This window comes from Pseudomonas sp. B21-056 (assembly GCF_026016325.1).
Lineage (GTDB): Bacteria > Pseudomonadota > Gammaproteobacteria > Pseudomonadales > Pseudomonadaceae > Aquipseudomonas.
The window spans coordinates 449,916-476,883 of record NZ_CP087203.1; the positions used below are offsets into that span (position 1 = coordinate 449,916).

General features: G+C 62.3%; 18 protein-coding genes. 14 read left to right on the top strand and 4 right to left on the bottom strand.

The genetic code is table 11. The annotated features are described in order from the left end of the window. Nucleotide 1 precedes the first annotated feature (1 nt). Both argS and LOY67_RS02015 read right to left on the bottom strand, forming a co-directional pair. Complete coding sequence (gene argS / locus LOY67_RS02010; RefSeq protein ID WP_265065716.1) at nucleotides 2-1,738, bottom strand: arginine--tRNA ligase; 1,737 nt, start codon at nucleotides 1,736-1,738, stop codon at nucleotides 2-4. A 210-nt stretch (nucleotides 1,739-1,948) separates the two neighbouring features. Continuing rightward, nucleotides 1,949-4,168, bottom strand: a complete 2,220-nt coding sequence (locus LOY67_RS02015) for a primosomal protein N' (RefSeq protein WP_265065717.1) — start codon at nucleotides 4,166-4,168, stop codon at nucleotides 1,949-1,951. A gap of 280 nt (nucleotides 4,169-4,448) precedes the next feature. On the opposite strand from LOY67_RS02015, the gene rpmE reads away from it, so the two are divergent. The 3 genes from rpmE (at nucleotide 4,449) to LOY67_RS02030 (ending at nucleotide 6,943) form a co-directional block, all read left to right on the top strand. Further along, a complete protein-coding gene (gene rpmE, locus LOY67_RS02020; RefSeq protein WP_024779913.1) occupies nucleotides 4,449-4,667 on the top strand; it encodes a 50S ribosomal protein L31 in 219 nt (72 codons plus the stop codon). 41 nt (nucleotides 4,668-4,708) lie between these two features. Next, a complete protein-coding gene (locus LOY67_RS02025) occupies nucleotides 4,709-5,503 on the top strand; it encodes a thermonuclease family protein (RefSeq protein WP_265065718.1) in 795 nt (264 codons plus the stop codon). 171 nt (nucleotides 5,504-5,674) lie between these two features. After that, nucleotides 5,675-6,943 (top strand): malic enzyme-like NAD(P)-binding protein, encoded by a 1,269-nt coding sequence (locus LOY67_RS02030; protein ID WP_265065719.1) that lies wholly within the window; start codon nucleotides 5,675-5,677, stop codon nucleotides 6,941-6,943. A gap of 182 nt (nucleotides 6,944-7,125) precedes the next feature. Here LOY67_RS02030 and LOY67_RS02035 read toward each other — a convergent pair whose 3' ends face one another. Further along, nucleotides 7,126-8,295, bottom strand: coding sequence for an IS4 family transposase (locus LOY67_RS02035; protein WP_265064268.1), 1,170 nt, complete (start codon nucleotides 8,293-8,295; stop codon nucleotides 7,126-7,128). 206 nt (nucleotides 8,296-8,501) lie between these two features. Beyond that, entirely contained in the window at nucleotides 8,502-10,946 is a 2,445-nt protein-coding gene (locus LOY67_RS02040) for a penicillin-binding protein 1A (RefSeq protein WP_413776192.1), read from the bottom strand. A 208-nt stretch (nucleotides 10,947-11,154) separates the two neighbouring features. On the opposite strand from LOY67_RS02040, the gene LOY67_RS02045 reads away from it, so the two are divergent. From LOY67_RS02045 to hemE, 11 genes are all read left to right on the top strand, one after another. After that, nucleotides 11,155-12,219, top strand: a complete 1,065-nt coding sequence (locus tag LOY67_RS02045) for a pilus assembly protein PilM (RefSeq protein WP_265065721.1) — start codon at nucleotides 11,155-11,157, stop codon at nucleotides 12,217-12,219. Beyond that, nucleotides 12,219-12,785 carry a PilN domain-containing protein gene (locus LOY67_RS02050; protein ID WP_265065722.1) on the top strand — a complete coding sequence of 189 codons (567 nt, stop codon included), beginning with the start codon at nucleotides 12,219-12,221 and terminating at the stop codon, nucleotides 12,783-12,785. The genes LOY67_RS02045 and LOY67_RS02050 overlap by 1 nt, the downstream gene beginning before the upstream one ends. Further along, nucleotides 12,782-13,405: a type 4a pilus biogenesis protein PilO gene (gene pilO, locus LOY67_RS02055; RefSeq protein ID WP_265065723.1), complete on the top strand. Its 624-nt coding sequence runs from the start codon at nucleotides 12,782-12,784 to the stop codon at nucleotides 13,403-13,405. The genes LOY67_RS02050 and pilO overlap by 4 nt, the downstream gene beginning before the upstream one ends. Beyond that, on the top strand, nucleotides 13,402-13,929 hold the full coding sequence (locus LOY67_RS02060; RefSeq protein ID WP_265065724.1) for a pilus assembly protein PilP: 528 nt from the start codon (nucleotides 13,402-13,404) through the stop codon (nucleotides 13,927-13,929). The genes pilO and LOY67_RS02060 overlap by 4 nt, the downstream gene beginning before the upstream one ends. Before the next feature lie 13 nt (nucleotides 13,930-13,942). Next, nucleotides 13,943-16,015 (top strand): type IV pilus secretin PilQ, encoded by a 2,073-nt coding sequence (pilQ, locus tag LOY67_RS02065; RefSeq protein WP_265065725.1) that lies wholly within the window; start codon nucleotides 13,943-13,945, stop codon nucleotides 16,013-16,015. Nucleotides 16,016-16,019: 4 nt separating this feature from the next. Continuing rightward, nucleotides 16,020-16,538 carry a shikimate kinase AroK gene (gene aroK, locus LOY67_RS02070; protein WP_265065726.1) on the top strand — a complete coding sequence of 173 codons (519 nt, stop codon included), beginning with the start codon at nucleotides 16,020-16,022 and terminating at the stop codon, nucleotides 16,536-16,538. 148 nt (nucleotides 16,539-16,686) lie between these two features. Next, entirely contained in the window at nucleotides 16,687-17,787 is a 1,101-nt protein-coding gene (gene aroB, locus LOY67_RS02075; protein ID WP_265065727.1) for a 3-dehydroquinate synthase, read from the top strand. A 10-nt stretch (nucleotides 17,788-17,797) separates the two neighbouring features. Beyond that, nucleotides 17,798-19,369, top strand: coding sequence for an AAA family ATPase (locus LOY67_RS02080; RefSeq protein WP_265065728.1), 1,572 nt, complete (start codon nucleotides 17,798-17,800; stop codon nucleotides 19,367-19,369). A gap of 349 nt (nucleotides 19,370-19,718) precedes the next feature. Beyond that, nucleotides 19,719-24,167: a glutamate synthase large subunit gene (gene gltB / locus LOY67_RS02085; RefSeq protein WP_265065729.1), complete on the top strand. Its 4,449-nt coding sequence runs from the start codon at nucleotides 19,719-19,721 to the stop codon at nucleotides 24,165-24,167. A 33-nt stretch (nucleotides 24,168-24,200) separates the two neighbouring features. Then, nucleotides 24,201-25,619, top strand: coding sequence for an FAD-dependent oxidoreductase (locus LOY67_RS02090; RefSeq protein ID WP_003196992.1), 1,419 nt, complete (start codon nucleotides 24,201-24,203; stop codon nucleotides 25,617-25,619). Between the two features lie 271 nt (nucleotides 25,620-25,890). Further along, nucleotides 25,891-26,958 carry a uroporphyrinogen decarboxylase gene (gene hemE, locus LOY67_RS02095; protein WP_265065730.1) on the top strand — a complete coding sequence of 356 codons (1,068 nt, stop codon included), beginning with the start codon at nucleotides 25,891-25,893 and terminating at the stop codon, nucleotides 26,956-26,958. The last annotated feature ends 10 nt before the right edge of the window (nucleotides 26,959-26,968 follow it).

A 26,968-nucleotide genomic window follows, 5' to 3' on the forward strand; every position in this document is an offset into this window, starting at 1 on the left:
CTTACATGCGCTCCAGCGTTTCCAGGCCCAGCAGTTCCAGGCCTTGCTTGAGTGTGCGTCCGGTCAGCGCGGCGAGGCGCAGGCGGCTCTGCATTTGCTCCGGGGTGTCGGCGCTGAGGATCGGGCAGTTCTCGTAGAAGCTGGAGAACAGGCCGGCCACGTCATACAGGTAGGCGCACAGGGTGTGCGGCGTGCCCTTGTCGGCGACGTTGTTCAGCACTTCGCCAAACTGCGCCAGCCGTGCGGCCAACTCCTGTTCGTGGGCGGCCTGCAGCACAATCCGGCCCTGCACTTCATCGAAGCTTTTGCCGAGCTTGCGGAATACACCCGCCACACGGGTGTACGCGTACAGCAGGTACGGCGCGGTGTTGCCTTCGAAATTGAGCATCAGGTCGAAGTTGAAGCTGTAGTCGCTGGTGCGGTGCTTGGACAGGTCGGCGTATTTCACCGCGTCGATGCCCACCACCTTGGCGATCTGGCGCAGTTCGTCTTCGGCCAGGTCCGGGTTCTTGCCCTTGACCAGGGTGTAGGCGCGCTCCTGGGCTTCGGTCAGCAGGTCGATCAGCTTCACCGTGCCGCCGTCGCGGGTCTTGAACGGGCGGCCATCGGCGCCGTTCATGGTGCCGAAGCCCATGTGCTCCATTTCCATCGGGCGCGGCACGAAGCCGGCCAGGCGGGCCACTTCGAACACTTGCTGGAAGTGCAGGGCCTGGCGCTGGTCGACGAAGTACAGGACCCGATCCGCCTTCAGCACGCCGTTGCGATAGCGCACGGCCGCCAGGTCGGTGGTGGCATAGAGGTAGCCGCCGTCGGCCTTGACGATGATCACCGGCAGCGGCTCGCCGTCGGCGGTCTTGAACTGATCGAGGAACACGCACTGGGCGCCATTGCTCTCCACCAGCATGCCCTTGGCCCGAAGGTCGTTGACCACGTTGATCAGGTCGTCGTTGTAGGCGCTTTCGCCCATCACGTCGGCCATGGTCAGCTTGACGTTCAGCAGCTCGTAGATTTTCTGGCAGTGGGACAGGGAGATGTCCTTGAACTTGGTCCACAGCGCCATGCACTCGGCATCGCCGGCCTGCAGCTTGACCACCAGGCCACGGGCGCGATCAGCGAACTCCGGCGACTCGTCGAAGCGTTGCTTGGCGGCGCGGTAGAAGTTCTCCAGGTCCGACAGCTCGTCGCTGGTAATCGGGTTTTCCTGCAGATAGGCCATCAGCATGCCGAACTGGGTGCCCCAGTCGCCGACGTGGTTCTGGCGGATCACGGTGTCGCCGAGGAACTCCAGGACCCGGGCCACGCCGTCGCCGATGATGGTCGAGCGCAGGTGGCCGACGTGCATTTCCTTGGCCAGGTTCGGGGCGGACAGGTCGACCACGGTGCGCTGCAACGGGCCGGCCTTGCGCACGCCGAGGCGTTCGTCGGCCAGGGCGGCGTCCAGGCGCGAGGCCAGGGCCTGGGTGTTCTGGAAAAAGTTGATGAAACCGGGGCCGGCGATGTCCGCCTTGCTGACGTTTTCATCAGCCGGTAGCGCGGCGATGATTTTCTCGGCCAGGTCCCGTGGTTTCATGCCGGCCGGTTTCGCCAGCATCATCGCGATGTTGCTGGCGAAGTCGCCATGGGTCTTGTCGCGGGTGTTTTCGACCTGAATCGCCGGCGACAGGCCTTCTGGCAACACACCTTCAGTGACGAGTTGGGTGATGGCTTGCTGGATGAGCTGGCGAATGGTGTCTTTCATGGTCTTCTCTTTCAACCGCAGGCGCGGCGGCGCTTCGAGGCGCTGGTGGAAAAACTGGGCATTATCCGTGGGGAAGACGGGCTTGCCAACTGTAGCGGGTCGGTTGGGGCTGTGTGGTGACTATTCCGGCCCCATCGCGAGCAGGCTCGCTCCCACAGAAGATCGCATTCCAATGTGGGAGCGAGCCTGCTCGCGATGGCGATATCCCATTCAGTACAAATCCACCGGATCCACATCCAGCGACCAGCGCACCGCTCGTCCGCTGGGTATCTGTTCGAGCACCAGCAGCCAGGCACTCAACAATCGATGCAACGGCGCCCGGGCATTGGCTTGCAACAAGAGTTGCGCCCGATAACGCCCCGCCCGTCGCTCCATCGGGGCCGGTACCGGGCCGAGCAGCTCGATACCAGTCAGATTCTGCTCGGCCAGCAAGCGCTCAGCCTCGCTGCAGGCGTCGTCAAGGAAGCCTTCGGCCTGCCCCGGCTTGTGGGCCTCGGCCCGCAGCAGCGCCAGATGGGCAAACGGTGGCAGGCCGGCGCTGCGGCGTTCGCTCAAGGCCTGCTCGGCGAAGGCGAAGTAACCTTGCTCGGTCAGTTGTATCAGCAGCGGATGGTCCGCCAGGTGGGTCTGGATAATCACCTTGCCCGGTTCCTCGGCCCGCCCGGCACGGCCGGCGACCTGGACGATCAGTTGCGCCATGCGTTCGCTGGCGCGGAAGTCGCCGGAGAACAGCCCGCCGTCAGCGTCGAGGATCGACACCAGGGTGACCCGAGGGAAGTGATGACCTTTGGCGAGCATCTGCGTGCCCACCAGGATGCAGGGCTGGCCCTTCTGGATCGTGGCGAACAGCTGGTTCATCGCATCCTTGCGCGACGTGCTGTCGCGATCCACCCGTAGCACCGGGTAATCGGGAAAGAGAATGCCCAGGCGTTCTTCGGCGCGTTCGGTGCCGGCACCTACCGGGCGCAAGTCCACTTTGCCGCACTGCGGGCAATGCCTCGGCACCCGCTCGGTGTGGCCGCAGTGATGGCAGCGCAGCTCGCCGTAGCGTTGATGCACGGTCATCCGTGCGTCGCAGCGTTCGCAACCGGACATCCAGCCGCAGTCATGGCATAGCAGCGTCGGGGCGAACCCGCGGCGGTTGAGAAACACCAGTACTTGTTGGCCGGCAGCCAGGGTCTGACCGATGGCTTGCTGCATCGGCCCGGAAATGCCGCTGTCCAGTGGGCGGCTCTTCACGTCCAGGCGCAAGAACCGCGGCTGCCTGGCGCCGCCGGCCCGTTCGTTCAGGCGCAGCAGCCCGTAGCGACCGGTGTAGGCGTTGTGCAGGCTCTCCAGGGACGGCGTCGCCGAGCCGAGGACAATGGGAATGTCCTCCTGGCGGGCGCGTACCAGGGCCAGGTCGCGGGCATGGTAGCGCAGGCCTTCCTGCTGCTTATACGAGCCGTCGTGTTCTTCGTCGATGATGATCAGGCCGGGGTTCTTCATCGGGGTGAACAGGGCCGAGCGGGTGCCGATGATGATGTCGGCCTCGCCATCCCGGGCGGCGAGCCAGGCTTCCAGGCGTTCGCGATCATTGACCGCCGAGTGCACCAGGGCAATCCGGGCGTTGAAACGTTGTTCGAAGCGCGCGAGCGTTTGCGGGCCGAGGTTGATTTCCGGAATCAGCACCAGGGCCTGCTTGCCCGCTTCCAGGGTCTGGCGGATGAGCTGGAGATAGACTTCGGTCTTGCCGCTGCCGGTGACGCCTGCCAGCAAAAAGGCGTGATAACTGTCGAAACCTGCGCGGATCGCTTCGCAGGCGGCCCGCTGTTCGGCGTTGAGCGGCAGTTCCGGCTGGGCCAGCCAATGTTCGTGACGGGCGCCCGGGGCATGCCGGCGGACTTCCACCTGGACCAGGTCCTTGGCCAGCAGCAGGTCGAGGCTGTCCTTGCTGAGCATCAGCTTGCTCAGCAACTGATGCGCCACGCCGTGGGGATGCTGGGCAAGCGTCGCCAGGGCTTCGCGTTGACGGGGCGCGCGGGCGATACGTGGGTCATCCAGCGAAGCCCCCGGCGCCACCGACCAGAACCGCTCCTGGCGCGCCTCGGCCGGCTCGCCCTGGCGCAGCAGCACCGGCAACGCCCAGCTCAACGTATCGCCGAGACTGTGCTGGTAATACTGGGCGGTCCACAGGCATAGCTTGAACAACGAGGCCGGCAGCGGCGGCGTGGCGTCGAGCAGCGCCAGGGCCGGCTTGAGCTTGTCGGCCGGGACCTCGCTGTGGTCGGTGATTTCCACCAGGATGCCGATCATCTCCCGCCGACCGAAGGGCACCCGCAAGCGCATGCCCGGCTGCAGCCGGTCACGCGGGACTCCGGCCGGGGCGCGATAGTCGAACAGGCGGCGCAGGGGCGAAGGCAGGGCGAGGCGCAGAATGGCGTCGGGCACGCGGGGGGATCTCGACACAAGCGGTTAAAGGACCATGCACATGTGGGAGCGAGCTTGCTCGCGATGGCGGCGTGCCAGTCAACATTCATGCTGCTGATCCACCGCCATCGCGAGCAAGCTCGCTCCCACAAGGATTGTGCTTGAGGCCGGGAGCCTAGCAGACGGTTGGTGCAAGGCATAGCTTGCGTCATTGTCGATGTCTGGTAGAATCCGCGCCCTAATTACGTGCGGTATTCAACAATAGTGTTGGGTGGCGGCACGCTAGCCTGAGGAAAACACCATGAAAGCCGATATCCATCCGGAATACCCAGCCATTGCTGTAACCTGCAGCTGCGGCAACAAGTTCGAAACCCGTTCGACCTACGGCAAAGCCCTGGCGATCGACGTTTGCAACGAATGCCACCCGTTCTACACCGGTAAGCAAAAAACTCTGGATACCGGTGGTCGCGTTCAGAAGTTCGCCGACCGTTTCGGTGCTTTCGGCGCCAAAAAGGCCTGAGACTGATCATTTTGGCGGGTCGTTTCGACGGCTGCAAAGTGATGAAAAAGGCGTCCCTTGTGGGCGCCTTTTTTGTGTCCGCGATTTGGCTGGCCAGCGCCCAGGCCTTCTGCCCGACACCGACGGACGCCACCGAGGTGGCGGTCCAGCGGGTGGTGGATGGCGATACCCTGCGCCTGGCAGATGGCCGCAGCGTACGCTTGATCGGGCTCAACACCCCTGAGCTGGGCCGGCAGGGCCGTTCCGACGAACCCTTTGCCATTGCGGCGCGGCGACGCCTGGAAGCCTTGGTGGCTGCCAATGACGGGCGTGTAGGGTTGGTTCCCGGCAGGGAAAGCAAGGACCGCTATGGCCGGACACTGGCCCATGCCTACGATGCCGCTGGCCGCAATCTCGAGGCGCAGATGCTCTCCGAGGGCCTGGGCTTTCAGGTGGCAGTGGCACCGAATGTCGGCTTGGCGGGCTGCCAGCAAGCCGCCGAACGTCAGGCGCGTGAAGCGCGGCCCGGGCTGTGGAAGCGTTCGCCCGTGCTCAAGACCGGGCAGATCAAGGCATCCGGTTTCGCCGTGCTCAGCGGGCGCGTCAATGCGGTCAAACGCAATCGTGGCGGTGTTTGGCTGCAATTGGAGGATTCGGTTGTATTGCGCATTGCGCCCAATCTGCTGGGCCGCTTCGATATGGCTTCGCTTGAGCGCCTTACAGGCAGGCAAGTGGAGGCACGTGGTTGGGTGGTTGACCGATCGCGACGTAAGAACGCGGAGCAGGGGCAGGGCCGATGGCTGCTGCCGTTGACCGATCCGACGATGCTCAGCCCAGTGTCGGATAAAAAATTGTAGACATTTTTTCTGCTGATTGTATGCACTGAGCCCTTGTGTTTCGTGGCTCTTGGCCCAAAGTCGTAGGGCAGGGCGCTTGACAGCGGTGACCGGTCAGTCTTGTAGGGACTTTGCGAGGCGCGTATCCTCGGCGGTCCGTCTGTCCAACACAGTAAAAAGCGGAATGCCCACATGTCTGATCTGAAAACCGCCGCTCTCGAATATCACGCCAATCCTCGTCCAGGAAAGCTGAGTGTCGAGCTCACCAAGGCCACCGCTACTGCCCGCGACCTGTCGCTGGCCTACAGCCCCGGCGTAGCCGAACCAGTCCGCGAAATCGCTCGCGACCCTGAGCTGGCCTACCGATACACCGGCAAGGGCAACCTGGTTGCGGTCATTTCCGATGGCACCGCGATTCTCGGCCTGGGTGACCTGGGTCCATTGGCCTCCAAGCCGGTCATGGAAGGCAAGGGTGTGCTGTTCAAGCGTTTCGCCGGTATCGACGTGTTCGACATCGAAGTCGACTCCGAAAGCCCGCAAGCCTTCATCGACACCGTCAAGCGCATCTCCATCACCTTCGGCGGCATCAACCTGGAAGACATCAAGGCGCCTGAGTGCTTTGAAATCGAACGCGCCCTGATCGAACAGTGCGACATTCCGGTGTTCCACGATGACCAGCACGGTACCGCGATCGTGACCGCGGCCGGCATGATCAACGCCCTGGAAATCGCCGGCAAGACCCTGCCGGAAGCCAAGATCGTCTGCCTGGGTGCTGGCGCTGCGGCCATCTCCTGCATGAAGTTGCTGGTGAGCATGGGCGCCAAGATCGAAAACATCTTCATGATCGACCGTACCGGCGTGATCCACTCCGGTCGTAGCGATCTGAACCAGTACAAGGCTGTCTTCGCCCACGCGACCGACAAGCGCACCCTGGCGGACGCATTGGACGGCGCCGACGTATTCGTCGGCCTGTCGGGTCCGAACCTGCTGAGCCCGGAAAACCTGCTGCGCATGGCGCCGAACCCGATCGTGTTCGCCTGCTCGAACCCGGATCCGGAAATCTCCCCGGAACTGGCCCATGCCACCCGCAACGACGTGATCATGGCGACCGGCCGTTCGGACTACCCGAACCAGGTCAACAACGTACTGGGCTTCCCGTTCATCTTCCGTGGTGCCCTGGACGTTCGCGCCAAGCGCATCAACGAAGAGATGAAAGTCGCGGCCGCCAACGCCCTGCGCGAACTGGCCAAGCTGCCGGTACCCCAGGAAGTCTGCGACGCCTACGGTGGCATCAAGCTGGAATTCGGTCGTGAGTACATCATTCCGAAGCCAATGGACGCCCGCCTGATCACCCTGATCTCCGACGCCGTGGCCAAGGCTGCGATCGAGACTGGCGTGGCAACCCTGCCGTACCCGAAAAACTACCCGCTCAAGAGCGTGGATGACGTGTTCAACGGCTAAGCGGTTGTAGCGCTTCAACGAAAAACCCCGGCTCCTGTGAGCCGGGGTTTTTTATTGATCGTTCCCACGCTCTGCGTGGGAATGTAGCCCGGGACGCTCCGCGTCCCCATCAAGAGCCGAACGCGGTGCGTCCGTAGCGGCGTTCCCACGCAGGAGCGTCACTAGTGTCCGGTAAAACCTTTTCATAGCTGAAGGCTACCCTGGGCAGCCTTCAGCTCTGTTCGTTCTTGCCTTCGATATCCGCGGTGTGTGTCGCTGAGCGGGCGCTCAAACAAGCTATGAGCCAGCCGGATAGTGAAGTTTGAAAGCGAGTCTGAGCAGGCCGAACGTTGTTGATACAGGAGCAGCAAAAGGTATGTGATCAGCGCGCTGTAGATTTGTAGACGCACCGCGTTTTCAGAGAATCCGAAGTACCGTTTGAGCTTGAGTTTTTGCTTGATCCACTTGAAGAACAACTCGATCTGCCAGCGCTGCTTGTACAGGTCGGCAATTTCTTCAGCTGAGCGTGAAAAATCATTAGTCACCAGGATCAGCGGCGTTTCGTGATCATCTCGACGAACCTGGACCCGACGTACGGTTTGGTCGTGATAGTGATTTAACCGTCGTGTATTCAGGTGTTTTTTGCCAAATCGCACGGCTTCGTCCGACTCTATGAAGTCGGCATTTTCCCCTCTGTTCAGATCCTCTACGTGATTCACATTGGCATTTTTTTTGAGTCGTGTGACGAAGAACGCCCCCACCTGATCAATCTGGTGCCACCAGTTGTAATCGCAGTATCCCTTGTCGAAAACGTACGTGATGCCTGCTTCAAGCGGCATGGTCAGGGCGTCACTCAGGTCATTGACGTTGGCGGCAGTGATGTTCACGTAAGTGGGTGCTGTTTGTCGTGGATCAATTGCCACATGCACCTTCAGGCCTTGTGTTATGCGGGTTTTCGTCGCAGCGGTCCAGTCGTCGAAGCCGGGACCGCGCAAGGTGATTGAGGTCGAGTCGATCAGCGTGACCATCGCTTCCAGGGACTTGCGCTGCTTGCGGCCAACGCCCTGCAGCAAGTGCTCGCAGGCCAGCCGAAAAGGCTCTGAACTGCGTTTGCTCAAGGCATCACAAAGCGTTGAGCGAACCATGCTGCGAGCGTTGAGATGATAATGGTGAGGTTCCAGCGATTGCGATGCTGTCGCCAAGGCGCGCAGGCTGCTGGCTTGTGTTATCTGACCAAAGATCAGCGTGACGAGCAGATCCCAAGAGCTGAATTGCTTGGCATAACGATCAGCGCCACAGCGTTTGACTGCATTTTTGAACAACTGATGAGGGAGTGCTTGGAGCATTTGTGAAAAGCGAGTGCTGCTGAACATAGCCGGAATCGAGTCTGAAAAAGCCGAGTATCGCTCAAAGGCAGGTACAGCAAGGGGGAGCAAGCTCCCCCTTCAGTTTTTACCGGACACTAGTGACGCTTCCGCGTGGGAACGATCATCGACCTTGGGGGCGCCATCGCGAGCAGGCTCGCTCCCACATTTGGAATACATACCCCTGTGGGAGCGAGCCTGCTCGCGATGCCATATCAGAACAGATCGATAGGCGCCGCTTCATCCGCCGGCAACGGGCTGCCTGGGGCAGTGCCATTGCCCAACTCGTTGACCGACGGCGGGGTGTCTTCGCTCTTGAACAGTTCAAAGTACGCGCCCGGTGTGCCTGGCGTGGCCGCACGACCGCTGACCGGGTCGACGCGCAGGCTGAGGATGCCTTCCGGTTCCGGTTGGGTGTGTGGCGGTTTGTCCTTGAGGACCGCGCCCATGTAGCTCATCCAGATCGGCAGCGCCACGGTGCCGCCGAACTCGCGACGACCCAGGCTTTCGGGCTGGTCGAAACCGGTCCAGACGGTGGTCACGTAGTCGGCGTTGTAGCCGGAGAACCAGGCGTCCTTGGATTCGTTGGTGGTGCCGGTCTTGCCTGCCAGGTCGGTGCGGCCCAGGGCCAGTGCGCGACGGCCGGTACCGAGCTTGATCACATCCTCGAGCATGCTGTTGAGGATGTAGGTGGTGCGCCCGTCAACGATGCGTTCGGCGACAGCCGGTGCCTGGGCGGCTGGCGTGGCAGTCGGGGCCTCGCCCGGCGTCGGGTTCACCGTGAACGTCTCGGCAGACGGGGCGGCGATGCCGTCGCTGGCCTGCTCGCCGGTAGGCACCCGTGGCGGGTTGGCCACGAACAGGGTCTCGCCGGTGCGGCTTTCAATCTTGTCGATGATGTACGGGGTGATCTTGTACCCGCCATTGGCGAACGTGCTCCAGCCTGTGGCAATTTCCATCGGGGTGAGGGTCGCGGTGCCGAGGGCCAGGGACAGGTTGCGCGGCAGGTCCTGCTTGTTGAAGCCGAAGCGGGCGATGTAGTCGATGGTGCGGTCCACGCCCAGCGCCTGCAACAGACGGATCGACACCAGGTTGCGCGACTTGTACAGCGCCTCGCGCAGCCTGATCGGACCGAGGAAGGTGTTGGTATCGTTCTTCGGTCGCCAGACCTTGTCCAGGTACTCGTCGACAAACACGATCGGCGCGTCGTTCACCAGGCTGGCGGCGGTATAGCCGTTATCCAGCGCGGCACTGTAGACGAACGGCTTGAAGCTCGAGCCTGGCTGACGCTTGGCCTGCAATGCGCGGTTGTAGTTGCTCTGTTCGAAGGCGAAGCCGCCCACCAGGGAGCGGATCGCGCCGTCCTGCGGGTCGAGGGACACCAGCGCGCCCTGGGCGGCCGGGATCTGGCTGAACTTGAGGGTGCTGTCCGGCTGGCGCTGTACCCGGATCAGATCGCCGACCTGGGCCACGTCCGATGGCTGCCGGGGGACGGCGCCCATGCTGTTGGTATTGAGGAACTGACGGGCCCATTTCATGGTGTCCCACTTCACGTGCTCTTCCTGCTCACCGTTGCGCGTCAGGATCTTGATACCGTCCTTGTCCACCTGGGTGACGATCGCCGGTTCCAGGCCACTGATGGTGCGCTGCTTGGTCAGCTCAAGGGCCCAGGCTTCCTTGGTCTTGCCCGGCAGGCGCGATTCGGGGCCACGGTAGCCGTGGCGCTGATCGTAGGTCATCAGGCCTTCGTGCAGCGCGGTGTTGGCCATTTCCTGCAGGTTGCTCGGCACCGTGGTGGTGACGCGGAACCCTTCGGTGTAGGCGTCGCTGCCGTAGCGTCCGACCATCTCGGCCCGGGCCATTTCGGCGATGTACGGGGCGTTCACTTCCGGCGTCGGCACGTGATAGCTGGCGTTCAAGGGCTCGTTGATCGCGGCGGTGTAGTCGGCTTCGCTGATCTTGCCGAGCTTGTACATGCGCCCCAGGATCCAGTCGCGACGCTCCTTGCTGCGCGCCGGGTTAGCCAGTGGGTTGAAGCGCGACGGCGCCTTGGGCAGGCCGGCGATCATTGCCATCTGCGCCAGGCTGACGTCGCGGATCGACTTGCCGTAGTACACCTGGGCCGCCGCCTCGATGCCATAGGCGCGGTTGCCCAGGTAGATTTTGTTCACGTACAGCTCGAGGATTTCATCCTTGGTCAGCTGCCGTTCGATCTGCAGGGCCAGGAGAATCTCGGTGGTCTTGCGCGAGAAGCTGCGCTCGCTGCTCAGGAAGAAGTTCTTGGCCACCTGCATGGTGATGGTGCTGCCGCCGGACTGGATGTGCCCGCTCTTGACCAACTGGCTGGCGGCACGCATCAGGCTGCTCGGATCGACACCATAGTGGTTGGCGAAGTTGTCGTCTTCAGCACTCAGTAACGCATTGATGAAATTGGGGGGGATGTCGGCGAAACGGATCGGCGTGCGGCGCATTTCGCCAAATTCGGCGATCAGCTTGTTGTCGCTGCTGTACACCCGCAGAGGAATCTGCAACTGAATGCTTCTCAGCGCCTCCACGGATGGCAATCCCGGACTAAGGTAAAGAAACGCACCGCTCAGACCCAGGAGCAGTCCGCAGAAAACGGCGATGATGGACCATCCGAAAAATTTCAGCAGACGAATCAAGGCTTTTGGATATCCAGGCAAAGAATGAAAAAAGGCGCCAGGTGCAGGGAAGGACCCGTGCTTGCAACAAAGCGAAAAAAACGCTGCGCATTATAAGCATTTTTTTTCGTTGCAAACGCCATCCGGACGTCCGTCGGGCCCCGGTGATTGAACGCAATGCGTATTAGAGAGTCCGTAACTCACGGATAGTCATAGGGAATTGGTAGTGCTACGACTCTTCAATAAAAAGGCCCATACGCTTCTGGGCATCGACATCAGCTCCACGTCGGTGAAGCTGCTCGAATTGAGCCGCCAGGGTGACCGTTACCGGGTCGAGTCCTACGCGGTCGAACCGTTGCCGGCCAACGCCGTGATCGAGAAGAACATCGCCGAGCTCGAGGGGGTCGGACAGGCGCTGTCCCGGCTACTGGTCAAGGCCAGGACGCCCTCGCGCAACGTGGCGGTAGCCGTGGCGGGTTCGGCGGTGATCACCAAGACCATCGAGATGGACGCCGGGATGTCCGACGATGAGATGGAGAACCAGCTCAAGATCGAGGCGGATCAGTACATTCCTTATCCACTGGATGAAGTGGCCATCGATTTCGAGGTCCTGGGTGTGTCGCCGCGCAGCAGCGAGCGGGTCGAGGTGCTGTTGGCAGCCTGTCGCAAGGAAAACGTCGAGGTGCGCGAGGCTGCGCTGGCGCTGGCGGGGCTGACGGCACGGGTGGTCGATGTGGAAGCCTACGCGCTGGAACGTGCCTTCGGCCTGCTCGCCACGCAACTGGCCGCGTCCCAGGAGCGGCTGACCGTTGCGGTGATCGACATCGGCGCCACCATGACCACCCTCAGCGTGCTGCACAACGGCCGCATCATCTATACCCGCGAGCAATTGTTTGGCGGTCGCCAGCTCACCGAGGAAATCCAGCGGCGCTACGGCCTGACCCTCGAACAGGCCGGCCTGGCAAAGAAGCAGGGCGGCTTGCCGGACGATTACCTCAGCGAGGTGCTGCAACCGTTTCGCGAGGCCTTGGTGCAGCAGGTTTCGCGGTCCCTGCAGTTTTTCTTCGCTTCGGGGCAGTACAGCGCGGTGGACCATATCCTGTTGGCCGGGGGCACGGCGTCGGTCGCCGGGCTGGACCGGCTGATCGAACAGCGCCTGGGCACGCCGACCCAGGTGGCCAACCCGTTTTCCAACATGGCCCTGGGCAGCAAGGTCAATGCCGGTGCCCTGGCCAGTGATGCGCCGGCGCTGATGATCGCCTGTGGGCTGGCCCTCAGGAGTTTCGACTGATGGCACGGATCAACCTTCTTCCCTGGCGCGAAGAACTGCGCGAAGAGCGCCGCAAGCGCTTTCTGCTGGCATTGGTGGGGGCGCTGGTCGGTGCGGTGGGAGTGACCTTGATCGGGGTTCAGTACCTGCACAGTGCCATCAATCACCAACTGGCCCGCAACGGGCATATCTCCGAGCAGATAGCGGTGCTGGACGAGCGCATCAAGCAGATCAGCGAGCTGAAAGCCCGTCGCCAGCAACTGCTGGAACGCATGCGCATCATCCAGGACCTGCAGGGTAACCGACCGGTCAGCGGGCGCATCTTCGACCAGTTGGTGCGGACGTTGCCGGACGGGGTGTATTTCACCGAAGTGAAAATGGAAGACAAGACGCTCTCCATCAAGGGGGCCGCAGAGTCCAACCACCGGGTCTCGGACCTGATGCGCAACCTGGACGCGTCGGATCTGTTCGATGCGCCGAGCCTGACGGAAGTCAAGGCGACGACGGCCGGGCAGCTCGACCAGGCCAATGTGTTCCAGCTGACGGTCCGCCAGACCCAGCCGGCCGAGGCGGAGGACGCCCAATGAAGCCGGGAGAGTGGTTCGACGCGCTACGCAAGGTCGACTTCAGTGACCTGGATACCAACAACGTCGGCTCCTGGCCGATGCCTGTCAAATGGCTGGCCGGTGTGCTGCTGGTGATCCTGGTCCTGGGGTTGGGCTACAACTTTGCCGTAAGCGACCTGGAAGATCAGTTGCAGCAGGTGCGCGAGGAAGAAAATACCCTCAAGACGCAATTTGCCGGCAAGGCCCACATGGCCGCGAACCTGGAACGCTATACCGAGCAGATGAAGCAGATGGAAACCTCCTTTGGCGTGCTGCTGCGGCAATTGCCCAGCGACACCGAGGTGCCAGGCCTGCTGGAAGACATCACCCGCACCGGCCTGGGCAGCGGCCTGGAATTCGAGGAAATCAAACTGCTGCCCGAAGTGACCCAGCCGTTTTACATCGAACTGCCGATCCAGATCACCGTGACCGGTGACTACCATGACCTGGCCACATTCGTCAGCGGTGTTGCCGGGCTGCCCCGGATTGTCACCTTGCACGATTTCGACATTGCGCCCGCGGACCCCGAAGCGGGCTCGAAGCTGCGGATGAGCATCCAGGCCAAGACCTACCGCTACAACGAGCAGGGGGCGCAGCCATGAAGCCGCTCCGCTGCATTGGCCTGCTGGCCGGGCTGGTCGTACTGGCCGGCTGTAACAACGACAACGGCTTTGGTGACCTGGACGCCTACATGAACGAAGTGCGGTTGCGCCCGCCCGGCAAGATCGAGCCGACGCCGACCTTCAAGCCAAACGAAACCTTCACCTATGGCGCTTCCGACCTGCGCAGTCCGTTCTCGCGGCAGGTCCGGGTGGACCAGGCCGAGCGGCAAAAAGGCTCGCGCAATGTCCGGCCCGATCCGAACCGGGTCAAGCAGTACCTCGAAGGCTTCAACATCGAACAGTTTGAAATGGTCGGCACGATCGCCAACGCCAGTGGCTCCTATGCGCTGCTGCGCGGCGCGGGCGGGGTGCATCGGCTCAAGGTCGGTGACTATCTGGGGCGCAACGACGGGCGAATCGTCGCCATCAGTGCCACCCAGGTCGATGTGGTCGAAATCGTTCCCGATGGCGAAGGCGCCTGGCTGGAGCGACCACGGACCATTCCTTTGAAAGAGCACTCATAGTGGAACTCGAACAATGAACAGGATTCTTACCGCCCTCGGTGTTTCGCTATGGATAGCGCTGATGTCACCGATGGTCCTTGGGGCGAGCCTGAAGACCCTGGATGTCGCGGCGCTGCCGGGGGACCGTGTCGAGTTGAAGCTCACGTTCGACGGACCACCGCCAACGCCCCGTGGCTATACCACCGAACAGCCGGCCCGGATTGCCCTGGACCTGCCCGGGGTGACCAACCAGCTGGCGCGCAAGACCCAGGACCTTGGCAGCGGCAATGCACGCAGCGCCACCGTGGTCGAGGCGGGGGACCGCACCCGGCTGATCATCGGTCTTACCCAGCTGGTGCCGTATAACGCCCGGGTCGAGGGCAATAACCTGTTCGTGGTGGTCGGCAAGGGCGCGGAACCGAAAACCGCCGCCCAGGCCCCACGCCCGGCGGTTGCCGGTGCGATGCCGGCCAGGAGTAACGCACCGGCGGGCCGGGCCATCCGTGGCGTGGACTTCCAGCGCGGGACCCAGGGCGAAGGCAATGTCGTGATCGACCTGTCGGACCCGTCCATTGCGCCGGATATCCAGGAGCGCGAAGGCAAGATCATCCTCAATTTCGCCAGGACCCAATTGCCTGAACCGCTGCGGGTGCGCCTGGACGTCAAGGACTTCGCCACCCCGGTACAGTTCGTCAATGCCAGCGCCGGCTCCGACCGGGCCACCATCAGCATCGAGCCCGGCGGTACCTTCGATTACTCGACCTACCAGACCGACAACAAGCTGACCGTCAGTGTGAGGCCCATGACTGTAGAGGACCTGCGCAAGCGCGACACCGACCGTGCCGCCTACAACGGTGAGAAGCTGTCCTTGAATTTCCAGGACATCGAGGTGCGCTCGGTCCTGCAACTGATTGCCGACTTCACCAACCTGAACCTGGTGGCAAGCGACACGGTGCAGGGCGGTATCACCCTGCGGTTGCAGAATGTTCCATGGGACCAGGCGCTGGACCTGGTGCTGAAGACCAAGGGGCTGGACAAGCGCAAGGTCGGCAACGTCTTGCTGGTGGCCCCGGCCGATGAGATTGCCGCTCGCGAGCGCCAGGAACTGGAGTCCCAGAAGCAGATTGCCGACCTGGCCCCGCTGCGACGGGAGCTGTTGCAGGTCAACTATGCGAAGGCGGCGGACATTGCCAAGCTGTTCCAGTCGGTGACCAGCGCCGAGGCGAAGGCCGATGAGCGCGGCACGATCACGGTGGATGAGCGAACCAACAACATCATTGCCTACCAGACCCAGGACCGGCTCGACGAATTGCGCCGGATCGTGGCGCAGCTGGATATTCCGGTGCGCCAGGTGATGATCGAGGCCCGGATCGTCGAGGCCAACGTCGATTACGACAAGAGCCTGGGTGTGCGTTGGGGCGGCTCGGTGCAGAACCAGGGCAACTGGAATTCTTCCGGTGTGACCAACGGCAGCTCCACCACCATCGGCACGCCAGGCAGCACCAGCACCAACCAGCCGTTCGTCGACATGGGCGCGTCGGGCAATACCTCGGGCATCGGCATTGCGTTCATCACCGACAACGTATTGCTGGACCTGGAGCTGACGGCCATGGAGAAGACCGGCAACGGCGAAATCGTCTCCCAGCCCAAGGTGGTGACGTCCGACAAGGAGACCGCAAAAATCCTCAAGGGCACGGAGATCCCCTATCAGGAAGCCAGTTCCAGCGGTGCCACCTCGGTGTCGTTCAAGGAGGCCTCGCTGTCGCTGGAGGTGACCCCGCAGATCACCCCGGACAACCGCATCATCATGGAGGTCAAGGTCACCAAGGACGAGCCGGACTACCTGAACAAGGTGCAGGAAGTACCACCGATCAAGAAGAACGAAGTCAACGCCAAGGTGCTGGTCAATGACGGCGAGACCATTGTGATTGGCGGCGTTTTCTCAAATACTCAGAGCAAGGTTGTAGATAAGGTGCCATTTCTTGGCGATGTGCCGTATCTTGGCCGCCTTTTCCGGCGTGATCTGGTTTCGGAGAAAAAATCCGAGCTGCTGGTATTCCTCACTCCGCGTATCATGAACAACCAGGCGATTGCTGTGAGTCGTTGATTCTGTGCGAAATTTGATTCTTGTTGGGCCGATGGGCGCTGGAAAAAGCACCATCGGCCGTTTGCTGGCCAAAGAGCTGCGCCTGCCGTTCAAAGATTCCGACAAGGAAATTGAATTGCGCACGGGCGCCAATATCCCGTGGATCTTCGACAAGGAAGGCGAACCAGGCTTTCGTGATCGCGAGCAGGCGATGATCGCCGAGCTGTGCGCATTCGAAGGTGTGGTGCTGGCTACCGGTGGCGGCGCCGTGATGCGCGAAGCCAATCGTCGGGCGCTGTATGCCGGCGGACGAGTGGTCTATCTGCATGCCTCCGTCGAACAGCAGGTCGGCCGTACCGCCCGGGACCGCAACCGTCCGTTGTTGCGTACCGCCGATCCGGCCAAGACCCTGCGGGACCTGCTGGAGCTGCGTGATCCGCTGTACCGGGAGATCGCCGACCTGGTGGTGGAAACCGACGAACGGCCTCCGAGGATGGTGGTGCTGGACATCCTCGAGCGTCTGCAGCAACTACCTCCCCGTTAATGCGCCCCGGGAAATGCGCTATCCTCGGCGTCTCGTCGTCATCCGCCGGTGCGTGGCCGATGGCGCTTGAGTGGCGTCACAGCAGACACCGTGGACTTTTCGTTAATTGCAGGCAGGACGCCTGATTCCATCTTCACCGTGGGGACACATGCAGACACTAAAGGTCGACCTGGGCGAGCGCAGCTACCCGATTCACATTGGCGAAGGCTTGCTGGACCAGCCGCAACTGCTGGCGCCACATATCGCCGGGCGGCAAGTGGCGATCATCTCCAACGAAACCATCGCCCCCCTGTATCTGGAGCGCCTGACCCGCAGCCTGTCAGCTTTTTCGGTCATTTCCGTGGTGTTGCCCGACGGCGAGGCGTTCAAGAACTGGGAGACCCTGCAACTGATCTTCGACGGCCTGCTGACCGCACGGCATGACCGTCGCACCACGGTGGTGGCCCTGGGCGGGGGCGTCATCGGCGACATGGCCGGTTTTGCCGCGGCCTGCTACCAGCGCGGCGTCGATTTCATCCAGATCCCTACCACGCTGCTGTCCCAGGTCGACTCGTCGGTGGGCGGCAAGACCGGGATCAACCATCCGCTGGGCAAGAACATGGTCGGCGCTTTCTATCAGCCCAATGTGGTGCTGATCGACACGGCTACCCTCAACACCTTGCCGGCCCGCGAGCTGTCCGCAGGGCTGGCGGAAGTCATCAAGTACGGGTTGATCTGCGACGAGCCGTTCCTGGGTTGGCTTGAAGAAAATGTCGATCGCCTGCGGGCGCTGGACCAGGCCGCCCTGACCTATGCCATCGAACGCTCCTGCGCGGCCAAGGCCGCAGTGGTCGGCGCCGATGAGCGTGAATCGGGTGTACGGGCCACGCTCAATCTCGGCCACACCTTTGGCCACGCCATCGAGACCCACATGGGGTATGGTGTCTGGCTACATGGCGAGGCGGTAGCGGCCGGTACGGTCATGGCCCTGGAAATGTCCGCGCGCCTGGGCTGGATCAGCGAGCAGGAGCGTGATCGCGGCATTCGCCTGTTCCAGCGCGCCGGGCTGCCGGTGGTGCCTCCCGAGGAAATGACCGAGGCCGATTTTCTCGAACACATGGCAATCGACAAGAAAGTGATCGATGGTCGTCTGCGTCTGGTGCTGCTGCGCCGCATGGGCGAAGCGGTGGTGACCGACGATTATCCGAAAGAGGTTCTACAGGCCACGCTGGGCGCGGATTACCACGCCCTGGCTCAGCTTAAAGGTTAATAAGATTCCGATGACTAGTTTGCATGCCGACGAGGCTTTCCTCGGCCATTTCCAGTTGAGTCATGACCCCTTCGCTCCACGGGTCCCGGGCTTCAAATTCTTCCCGGCCCAGCGCAAGCCGGTGCTCGGTCAGTTGCATCACCTGGCGCGCTACAGCCAGTTGCTGCTGGTGGTCACCGGACCCCAGGGCAGTGGCAAGACCTTGTTGCGCCAGGCCCTGGTAGCCAGCACCAACAAACAATCGGTGCAAAGCGTGGTGGTTTCGGCCCGTGGCGCCGGTGATGCTGCCGGTGTGTTGCGTCAGGTCGCCCAGGCGCTGAACCTGGCCCAGGCCGAAGTGGGCGCGATTCTCGACCAGATCGTCCAGTTGGCGCTGACCGGGCAGGAAGTCTATCTGCTGGTGGATGATGCCGAGCAGCTCGACGAGTCCGCGCTGGAAGCCTTGCTGGCGCTGGCGGCCGGTGCACCGGAAGGGCGTCCCCATGTGTTCCTGTTTGGCGAGTCGTCGCTGATCGCCGATCTGGACCAGCTGGAACTCGAGGAAGAGCGCTTCCATATCATCGAGCTGGCGCCCTATACCGAAGAAGAAACCCGTGAATATCTGGACCAACGGCTTGAAGGCGCGGGCCGGGGTATCGAACTTTTTACCGCCGATCAGATCTCTGAGATTCACGAAGGCTCCGGCGGCTGGCCTGGCAACATCAACCAGGTCGCCCGTGACGCCTTGATCGAAGTCATGATTGCCAGCCGCTCAGCGGTGAAGCGTCCAACTATGGGGTTCAACATGCCGAAGAAACACGTATTGGCGATTTCCGCCGTCGTCGTGGTCGCGGTCGTTGCCGCCTGGCTGATGCCGGGTCGCAACAAAGCGCCGACGACTGGCACTCCGGCCAACGAACAGGCGCAACTGCCCCTCGGCCAGGGTTCGCCGAAACCCAACGGCGGCGCGCCGGCAGTGGAATTTGCCGGCAGCACCCAGCCGATGCCGCTGCCGCTGGTCGGCCAGTCGCAACCGGTCATGCGCGGGCCCCTGGCTGAAGCCGCCGGTGGCATCACCGAGGGCGACGATGGCGCAGCACCACCGATCGACGACGGCGACACGCCGCCGACCGTAACCACCACGGCACCACCTGCGGGCGTGCCTGCCGGCCCGGCTCCGACACCCGCACCTGCTCCGGCCGCCAAGCCGACCCCGGCTCCGACCCAGGTGGCGACGGCCAAGCCTGCCCCGGCACCGGCTGCGAAGCCGACGCCAGCACCTGCCGCCAAGCCTGCCGCACCGGCCAAGGCCGCGGGCGGTAACTGGTACGCCGGCCAGGCACCGGGTAACTACGTCGTACAGATTCTCGGCACCAGCTCTGAAGCCACCGCGCAGAACTTCGTCAAGGAGCAGGGCGGCGAGTACCGTTATTTCAAGAAAGTCCTCAACGGCAAGCCGCTGTATGTCATCACCTACGGCAGCTTTGCCAACCGTGATGCGGCTGTTTCCGCCATCAAGGCCTTGCCAGCGAAGGTTCAGGCTGGTAAACCTTGGCCTCGCACTGTCGCCAGCGTCCAACAGGAACTGGCTGCAACTCGCTGAAGATTCGGCGGCCTTACCCAGGCCGCCTCTCCCGGCACCTCAACATTTCCGCAAGAGCGAGCGACCTTTCAGGCCGCGCGCCTTGTGGTGTCTGCGTCACAGTAGCGTTTGAGTCGTAACGGTCGAACCCAAAAAAGTTTTGACTAGCACAGCATATAGCTTTAAACCTTTCACAAATGCGACATGAATTTGCGACGTTTCGTCGTCAAATTTGTGGGCGTCTGTGTCGGCATGTACAATGACCTCCCTTTTGCCCCCGCAAAGCCGGCGTACGTTCGGCGTGGAGCGCAACTGGTTGAATTGAAAAGAAATTTGCCTCGATAAGGGGCAGCCTGGTGAGAAAGTGTCTATGAAAGCAGGTCTGTACCAACCAGATGAATTCAAGGATAACTGTGGTTTTGGCCTGATAGCCCATATGCAGGGCGAGCCCAGCCATACCCTTTTGCAAACGGCCATTGAGGCCCTGACCTGCATGACCCACCGTGGTGGGATCAACGCCGATGGCAAGACCGGTGACGGCTGTGGCTTGCTGATTCAAAAGCCCGATGAGTTCCTGCGTGCCATTGCCCAGGAAACGTTTGGCGTGACCCTGCCCAAGCAATATGCCGTGGGCATGGTGTTCTTCAACCAGGACCCGGTGAAGGCCCAGGCTGCTCGCGAGAACATGAACCGCGAGATCCTGGCCGCCGGCCTGCAACTGGTTGGCTGGCGCAAAGTGCCGATCGACACCAGTGTCCTCGGTAGCCTGGCCCTGGCGCGCCTGCCGCAGATCGAACAGGTGTTCATCGCCGGTGAAGGCTTGAGCGACCAGGAAATGGCGATCAAGCTGTTCAGCTCCCGTCGTCGCTCGTCCGTGGCCAACGCCGCCGACACCGATCACTACATCTGCAGCTTTTCCAACAAGACCATCATCTATAAAGGCCTGATGATGCCGGCGGACCTCACCGCCTTTTATCCGGACCTGAGCGACGAGCGCCTGAAAACCGCGATCTGCGTTTTCCACCAGCGCTTCTCCACCAACACCCTGCCGAAATGGCCGCTCGCCCAGCCATTCCGCTTCCTCGCCCACAACGGCGAGATCAACACCATCACTGGCAACCGCAACTGGGCCCTGGCCCGTCGCACCAAGTTTGCCAACGACCTGATGCCGGACCTCGAAGAGCTTGGCCCGCTGGTCAACCGCGTGGGCTCGGACTCCTCGAGCATGGACAACATGCTCGAATTGATGGTGACCGGCGGCATCGACCTGTTCCGTGGCGTGCGCATGCTCGTTCCGCCGGCGTGGCAGAACGTCGAGACCATGGACCCGGACCTGCGCGCCTTCTACGAATACAACTCCATGCACATGGAGCCGTGGGACGGCCCGGCCGGTATCGTCATGACCGACGGCCGCTATGCCGTGTGCCTGCTGGACCGTAACGGTCTGCGCCCGGCGCGCTGGGTCACCACCACCAACGGTTTCATCACCCTGGCTTCGGAAATCGGCGTCTGGAACTACCAGCCCGAAGATGTCATCGCCAAGGGCCGCGTAGGCCCGGGCCAGATCTTTGCCGTGGACACCGAAACCGGCCAGATCCTCGACACCGACGCCATCGACAACCGTCTCAAGTCCCGTCATCCGTACAAGCAATGGCTGCGCAAGAATGCCCTGCGCATCCAGGCGACCATGGAAGACAACGACCACGGTTCGGCTTTCTATGACGTCGACCAGCTCAAGCAGTACATGAAGATGTACCAGGTGACGTTCGAAGAGCGCGACCAGGTGCTGCGTCCGCTGGGTGAGCAGGGCTACGAAGCGGTCGGTTCCATGGGCGACGACACGCCGATGGCCGTGCTGTCGCAGCGCGTGCGCACGCCTTACGATTATTTCCGCCAGCAGTTCGCCCAGGTGACCAACCCGCCGATCGACCCGCTGCGCGAAGCGATCGTGATGTCGTTGGAAATCTGCCTGGGCGCCGAGCGCAATATTTTCCAGGAGTCGCCGGAACACGCCTCGCGGGTGATCCTCAGCTCGCCGGTCATTTCCCCGGCCAAGTGGCGCTCGCTGACCAACCTCGACCGTCCGGGCTTCGCGCGTCAGGTCATCGACCTGAACTACGACGAAAGCGTCGGCCTCGAAGCGGCCATCCGCAACGTCGCCGATCAGGCTGAAGAAGCCGCGCGCGCCGGTCGCACCCAGATCGTGCTCAGCGACCGTCACATCGCACCGGGCAAGCTGCCGATCCACGCGTCGCTGGCCACCGGTGCGGTGCACCATCGCCTGACCGAAAAAGGCCTGCGTTGCGATTCCAACATCCTCGTCGAAACCGCCACCGCCCGCGATCCGCATCACTTCGCGGTGCTGATCGGTTTCGGTGCCTCGGCGGTGTATCCGTTCCTGGCCTACGAAGTGCTCGGTGACCTGATCCGTACCGGTGAAGTGCTGGGCGATCTCTACGAGGTGTTCAAGAACTATCGCCGGGGCATCACCAAGGGCCTGCTCAAGATCCTCTCGAAGATGGGCATCTCGACCATCGCCTCGTACCGCGGTGCGCAGCTGTTCGAGGCCATCGGCCTGTCCGAAGAAGTCTGTGAGCTGAGCTTCCGTGGTGTGCCGAGCCGCATCAAGGGTGCGCGTTTCGTCGACATCGAAGCCGAACAGAAAGCCCTGGCAACCGAAGCCTGGAGTCCGCGCAAGCCGATCCAGCAAGGCGGCCTGCTGAAGTTCGTCCATGGCGGCGAGTACCATGCCTACAACCCGGATGTGGTGAACACCCTGCAAGCCGCCGTGCAGCAGGGCGACTACGGCAAGTTCAAGGAATACACGTCACTGGTGGACAACCGTCCGGTGTCGATGATCCGCGACCTGCTCAAGGTCAAGACTCTGGACACGCCGCTGGACATCAGCGAAGTGGAACCCCTGGAATCGGTGCTCAAGCGCTTCGACTCCGCCGGCATTTCCCTCGGCGCCTTGTCCCCGGAAGCCCACGAAGCCCTGGCCGAAGCCATGAACCGCCTCGGTGCGCGTTCCAACTCCGGCGAAGGTGGCGAAGATCCGGCGCGCTACGGCACCATCAAGAGTTCGAAAATCAAGCAGGTTGCCACCGGCCGCTTCGGTGTGACGCCGGAGTACCTGGTCAACGCGGAAGTGCTGCAGATCAAGGTTGCCCAGGGCGCTAAGCCCGGCGAAGGCGGCCAGTTGCCCGGCGGCAAGGTCAACGGCCTGATCGCCAAGCTGCGTTATGCAGTCCCCGGCGTGACCCTGATTTCGCCGCCGCCCCATCACGACATCTACTCGATCGAAGACTTGTCGCAACTGATCTTCGACCTCAAGCAGGTGAACCCGAAGGCGCTGGTCTCGGTGAAACTGGTGGCGGAAGCCGGCGTCGGCACCATCGCCGCCGGTGTGGCGAAGGCCTATGCCGACCTGATCACCATCTCCGGCTACGATGGCGGCACCGGTGCATCGCCGCTGACCTCGATCAAGTACGCCGGCGCGCCGTGGGAACTCGGCCTGGCTGAAACCCACCAGACCCTGCGTGGCAACGACTTGCGCGGCAAGGTCCGGGTACAGACCGACGGTGGCCTGAAAACCGGCCTCGACGTGATCAAGGCAGCCATTCTCGGCGCCGAGAGCTTCGGCTTCGGCACCGCGCCGATGATCGCCCTGGGCTGCAAATACCTGCGCATCTGCCACCTGAACAACTGCGCCACCGGCGTGGCGACCCAGAACGAGAAGCTGCGCAAGGACCACTACATCGGCACCGTCGACATGGTGGTGAACTTCTTCACCTACGTGGCCGAAGAAACCCGTGAGTGGCTGGCGAAGCTGGGCGTGCGCTCCCTCGAAGAGCTGATCGGCCGTACCGATCTGCTGGACGTGATCGAAGGCCAGACCGCCAAGCAGCATCACCTGGACCTGACTCCGTTGCTGGGCAGCGACCTGATCCCGGCAGACAAGCCACAGTTCTGCGGGGTTGACCGTAACCCGCCGTTCGACAAGGGTGAACTGGCCGAGAAGATGGTCGACATGGCCGCTTCGGCGATCAACGACCTGAGCGGCGCCGAGTTCAGCCTGGATATCTGCAACTGCGACCGTTCCATCGGCGCGCGGATCTCCGGCGAAATCGCCCGCCGGCATGGCAACCAGGGCATGGCCCAGGCGCCGGTCACTTTCCGCTTCAAGGGCACTGCCGGCCAGAGCTTCGGTGTGTGGAACGCCGGTGGCCTGAACATGTACCTGGAAGGCGATGCCAACGACTACGTGGGCAAGGGCATGACCGGCGGCAAGCTGGTCATCGTTCCGCCCAAGGGCAGCGCCTACAAGACCCAGGACAGTGCGATCATCGGCAACACCTGCCTCTACGGCGCCACGGGCGGCAAGCTGTTCGCCGCCGGTACCGCGGGCGAGCGTTTTGCCGTGCGTAACTCCGGGGCCCACACCGTGGTGGAAGGCACCGGGGATCACTGCTGCGAGTACATGACCGGTGGTTTCGTCTGTGTGCTGGGCAAGACCGGTTACAACTTCGGCTCTGGCATGACCGGCGGTTTCGCCTACGTGCTCGACCAGGACAACAGCTTCGTTGACCGGGTCAACCACGAACTGGTGGAAATCCAGCGGATCAGCGGCGAGGCGATGGAAGCCTACCGCAGCCACCTGCAACGCGTGTTGAATGAGTACGTCGAGGAAACCGACAGCGAGTGGGGTCGTGAACTCGCGGAAAACCTCGATGACTACGTGCGTCGTTTCTGGCTGGTCAAGCCGAAGGCTGCCAACCTGAAGTCGTTGCTTTCCAGCACCCGTGCCAACCCGCAGTGATATGCGCCTGAAGAGTTTGATGAGGTTTTAACAATGGCTGAACGTCTGAATAACGACTTCCAGTTCATCGATGTCGGGCGCAAGGATCCGAAGAAGAAACTGTTGCGTCAACGCAAGAAAGAGTTCGTCGAGATCTACGAACCGTTCAAACCCCAGCAGTCGGCCGACCAGGCCCACCGCTGCCTGGGTTGCGGTAACCCGTACTGCGAATGGAAGTGCCCGGTGCACAACTTCATTCCCAACTGGCTGAAGCTGGTGGCCGAGGGCAACATCCTCCAGGCCGCCGAGCTGTCCCACCAGACCAACACCCTGCCGGAAGTCTGCGGCCGGGTGTGCCCACAGGATCGCCTGTGCGAAGGCGCCTGTACGCTGAACGACGGTTTTGGCGCGGTGACCATCGGTTCGGTGGAGAAGTACATCACCGACACCGCGTTCGCCATGGGCTGGCGTCCGGACATGTCCAAGGTCAAGCCGACCGGCAAGCGGGTTGCCATCATCGGTGCCGGTCCGGCGGGCCTGGGCTGTGCCGACGTGCTGGTGCGCGGTGGCGTGACCCCGGTGGTGTTCGACAAGAACCCGGAAATCGGTGGCCTGCTGACCTTCGGCATCCCCGAGTTCAAGCTGGAAAAGACCGTACTGAGCAATCGTCGCGAAGTCTTCACCGGCATGGGCATCGAGTTCCGCCTGAACACCGAGGTGGGCAAGGACGTGACCATGGAGCAACTGCTCGAAGAATACGATGCGGTATTCATGGGCATGGGCACCTACACCTACATGAAGGGCGGCTTTGCCGGCGAGGACCTGCCAGGCGTCTATGACGCACTGGACTTCCTGATTGCCAACGTCAATCGCAACCTGGGCTTTGAAAAGTCGCCGGAAGATTTCGTCGACATGAAAGGCAAGAAGGTCGTGGTGCTCGGTGGTGGCGATACGGCGATGGACTGCAACCGCACCTCGATCCGCCAGGGTGCCAAGTCGGTAACCTGCGCCTACCGTCGTGACGAAGCGAACATGCCCGGCTCGCGCAAAGAGGTGAAAAACGCCAAGGAAGAAGGCGTGAAGTTCCTCTACAACCGCCAGCCGATTGCCATCGTGGGTGAAGACAAGGTCGAAGGTGTGAAAGTGGTCGAGACCCGTCTCGGCGAGCCGGACGCCCGTGGCCGTCGCAGCCCCGAGCCGATCCCGGGCTCCGAAGAGATCATCCCGGCCGATGCCGTGGTCATCGCCTTCGGCTTCCGTCCAAGCCCGGCGCCATGGTTCGAGCAGTTCAGCATCCAGACTGACAGCCAGGGCCGTGTCGTGGCCCCGGAACAAGGCCAGTACAAGCACCAGACCAGCAACCCGAAGATCTTCGCCGGTGGCGACATGGTCCGTGGTTCCGACCTGGTGGTGACGGCGATCTTCGAAGGCCGCAACGCGGCTGAAGGGATCCTGGATTACCTGCAAGTCTGACCAGGCGCCACAAAACCCTGTGGGTCTGGATGTTTTGATATTTGACCAGGCGACACACAACCTTGTGGGAGCGAGCCTGCTCGCGATAGCGGTGGATCAGTCAACAGAGATGTTGAGTGTGAAGCCTTCATCGCGAGCAGGCTCGCTCCCACATTGGTTTTAGGGTGTTGCACCGCGACAAATTGCCCCGATAGATAAAAGGCACGGCTCTTGCCGTGCCTTTTGCGTCGCGCTCTGAGAAAATGCCCGCACTTTTTTTCCGGATGCCGACATGACTGCCCTGAAGAACGACCGTTTCCTTCGCGCCCTGCTCAAGCAACCCGTAGACGTCACCCCGGTGTGGATGATGCGTCAGGCCGGTCGCTATTTGCCGGAGTACCGCGCCAGTCGTGCCAAGGCCGGCGACTTCATGAGCCTGTGCATGAATCCCCAGTTCGCCTGCGAAGTGACGCTGCAGCCGCTGGATCGCTACCCGCAGCTGGACGCGGCGATCCTCTTCTCCGACATCCTCACCATTCCCGACGCCATGGGCCAGGGCCTGTACTTCGAGACCGGCGAAGGCCCGCGCTTCAAGAAAGTCGTCAGCACCCTGGCCGACGTCGAGGCCCTGCCGATTCCCGATCCGCAAAAAGACCTGGGCTACGTCATGGACGCGGTCAGCACCATTCGCCGCGAACTCAACGGCCGCGTGCCGCTGATCGGTTTCTCCGGCAGCCCGTGGACCCTGGCCACCTACATGGTCGAAGGTGGTTCGTCGAAAGACTTCCGCAAGACCAAGGCCATGCTCTACGACGACCCGCAAGCCATGCACCTGTTGCTGGACAAGCTGGCGCAGTCGGTCACCTCTTACCTCAACGGCCAGATCCTGGCCGGTGCGCAAGCGGTGCAGATCTTCGACACCTGGGGCGGCAACCTGTCGGCGGCGGCGTACCAGGAGTTCTCCCTGGCCTACATGCGCAAGATTGTCAGCGGCCTGATCCGCGAGCATGAAGGCCGCAAGGTCCCGGTGATCCTGTTCACCAAGAACGGCGGCCTGTGGCTGGAAAGCATCGCCGAGGCCGGTGCCGACGCCCTGGGCCTGGACTGGACCTGCGACATCGGCAACGCTCGCGAACGCGTTGGGCACAAGGTTGCGCTGCAAGGCAACATGGACCCGACCGTGCTCTACGCCAAGCCCGAGGCCATCCGTGCTGAAGTCGGGCGTATCCTCGCCAGCTATGGCAAGGGCAGTGGCCATGTGTTCAACCTTGGCCATGGCATTACCCCGGAAGTCGATCCGGAGCATGCCGGTGCGTTCCTGCGGGCGGTGCATGAGCTGTCGGCGCAATATCACGCCTAGCCCAGCCCGT

What these genes read in the sequence shown, in the direction of transcription:
- gltB (WP_265065729.1), top strand. Translation starts at nt 19,719, where the DNA reads ATGAAAGCAGGTCTGTACCAACCAGATGAATTCAAGGATAACTGTGGT.
- pilQ (WP_265065725.1), top strand. Translation starts at nt 13,943, where the DNA reads ATGAACAGGATTCTTACCGCCCTCGGTGTTTCGCTATGGATAGCGCTG.
- LOY67_RS02080 (WP_265065728.1), top strand. Translation starts at nt 17,798, where the DNA reads ATGACTAGTTTGCATGCCGACGAGGCTTTCCTCGGCCATTTCCAGTTG.
- LOY67_RS02035 (WP_265064268.1), bottom strand. Translation starts at nt 8,295, where the DNA reads ATGTTCAGCAGCACTCGCTTTTCACAAATGCTCCAAGCACTCCCTCAT.
- rpmE (WP_024779913.1), top strand. Translation starts at nt 4,449, where the DNA reads ATGAAAGCCGATATCCATCCGGAATACCCAGCCATTGCTGTAACCTGC.
- LOY67_RS02025 (WP_265065718.1), top strand. Translation starts at nt 4,709, where the DNA reads ATGAAAAAGGCGTCCCTTGTGGGCGCCTTTTTTGTGTCCGCGATTTGG.
- argS (WP_265065716.1), bottom strand. Translation starts at nt 1,738, where the DNA reads ATGAAAGACACCATTCGCCAGCTCATCCAGCAAGCCATCACCCAACTC.
- hemE (WP_265065730.1), top strand. Translation starts at nt 25,891, where the DNA reads ATGACTGCCCTGAAGAACGACCGTTTCCTTCGCGCCCTGCTCAAGCAA.
- LOY67_RS02060 (WP_265065724.1), top strand. Translation starts at nt 13,402, where the DNA reads ATGAAGCCGCTCCGCTGCATTGGCCTGCTGGCCGGGCTGGTCGTACTG.
- LOY67_RS02050 (WP_265065722.1), top strand. Translation starts at nt 12,219, where the DNA reads ATGGCACGGATCAACCTTCTTCCCTGGCGCGAAGAACTGCGCGAAGAG.
- aroB (WP_265065727.1), top strand. Translation starts at nt 16,687, where the DNA reads ATGCAGACACTAAAGGTCGACCTGGGCGAGCGCAGCTACCCGATTCAC.
- pilO (WP_265065723.1), top strand. Translation starts at nt 12,782, where the DNA reads ATGAAGCCGGGAGAGTGGTTCGACGCGCTACGCAAGGTCGACTTCAGT.
- LOY67_RS02030 (WP_265065719.1), top strand. Translation starts at nt 5,675, where the DNA reads ATGTCTGATCTGAAAACCGCCGCTCTCGAATATCACGCCAATCCTCGT.
- LOY67_RS02090 (WP_003196992.1), top strand. Translation starts at nt 24,201, where the DNA reads ATGGCTGAACGTCTGAATAACGACTTCCAGTTCATCGATGTCGGGCGC.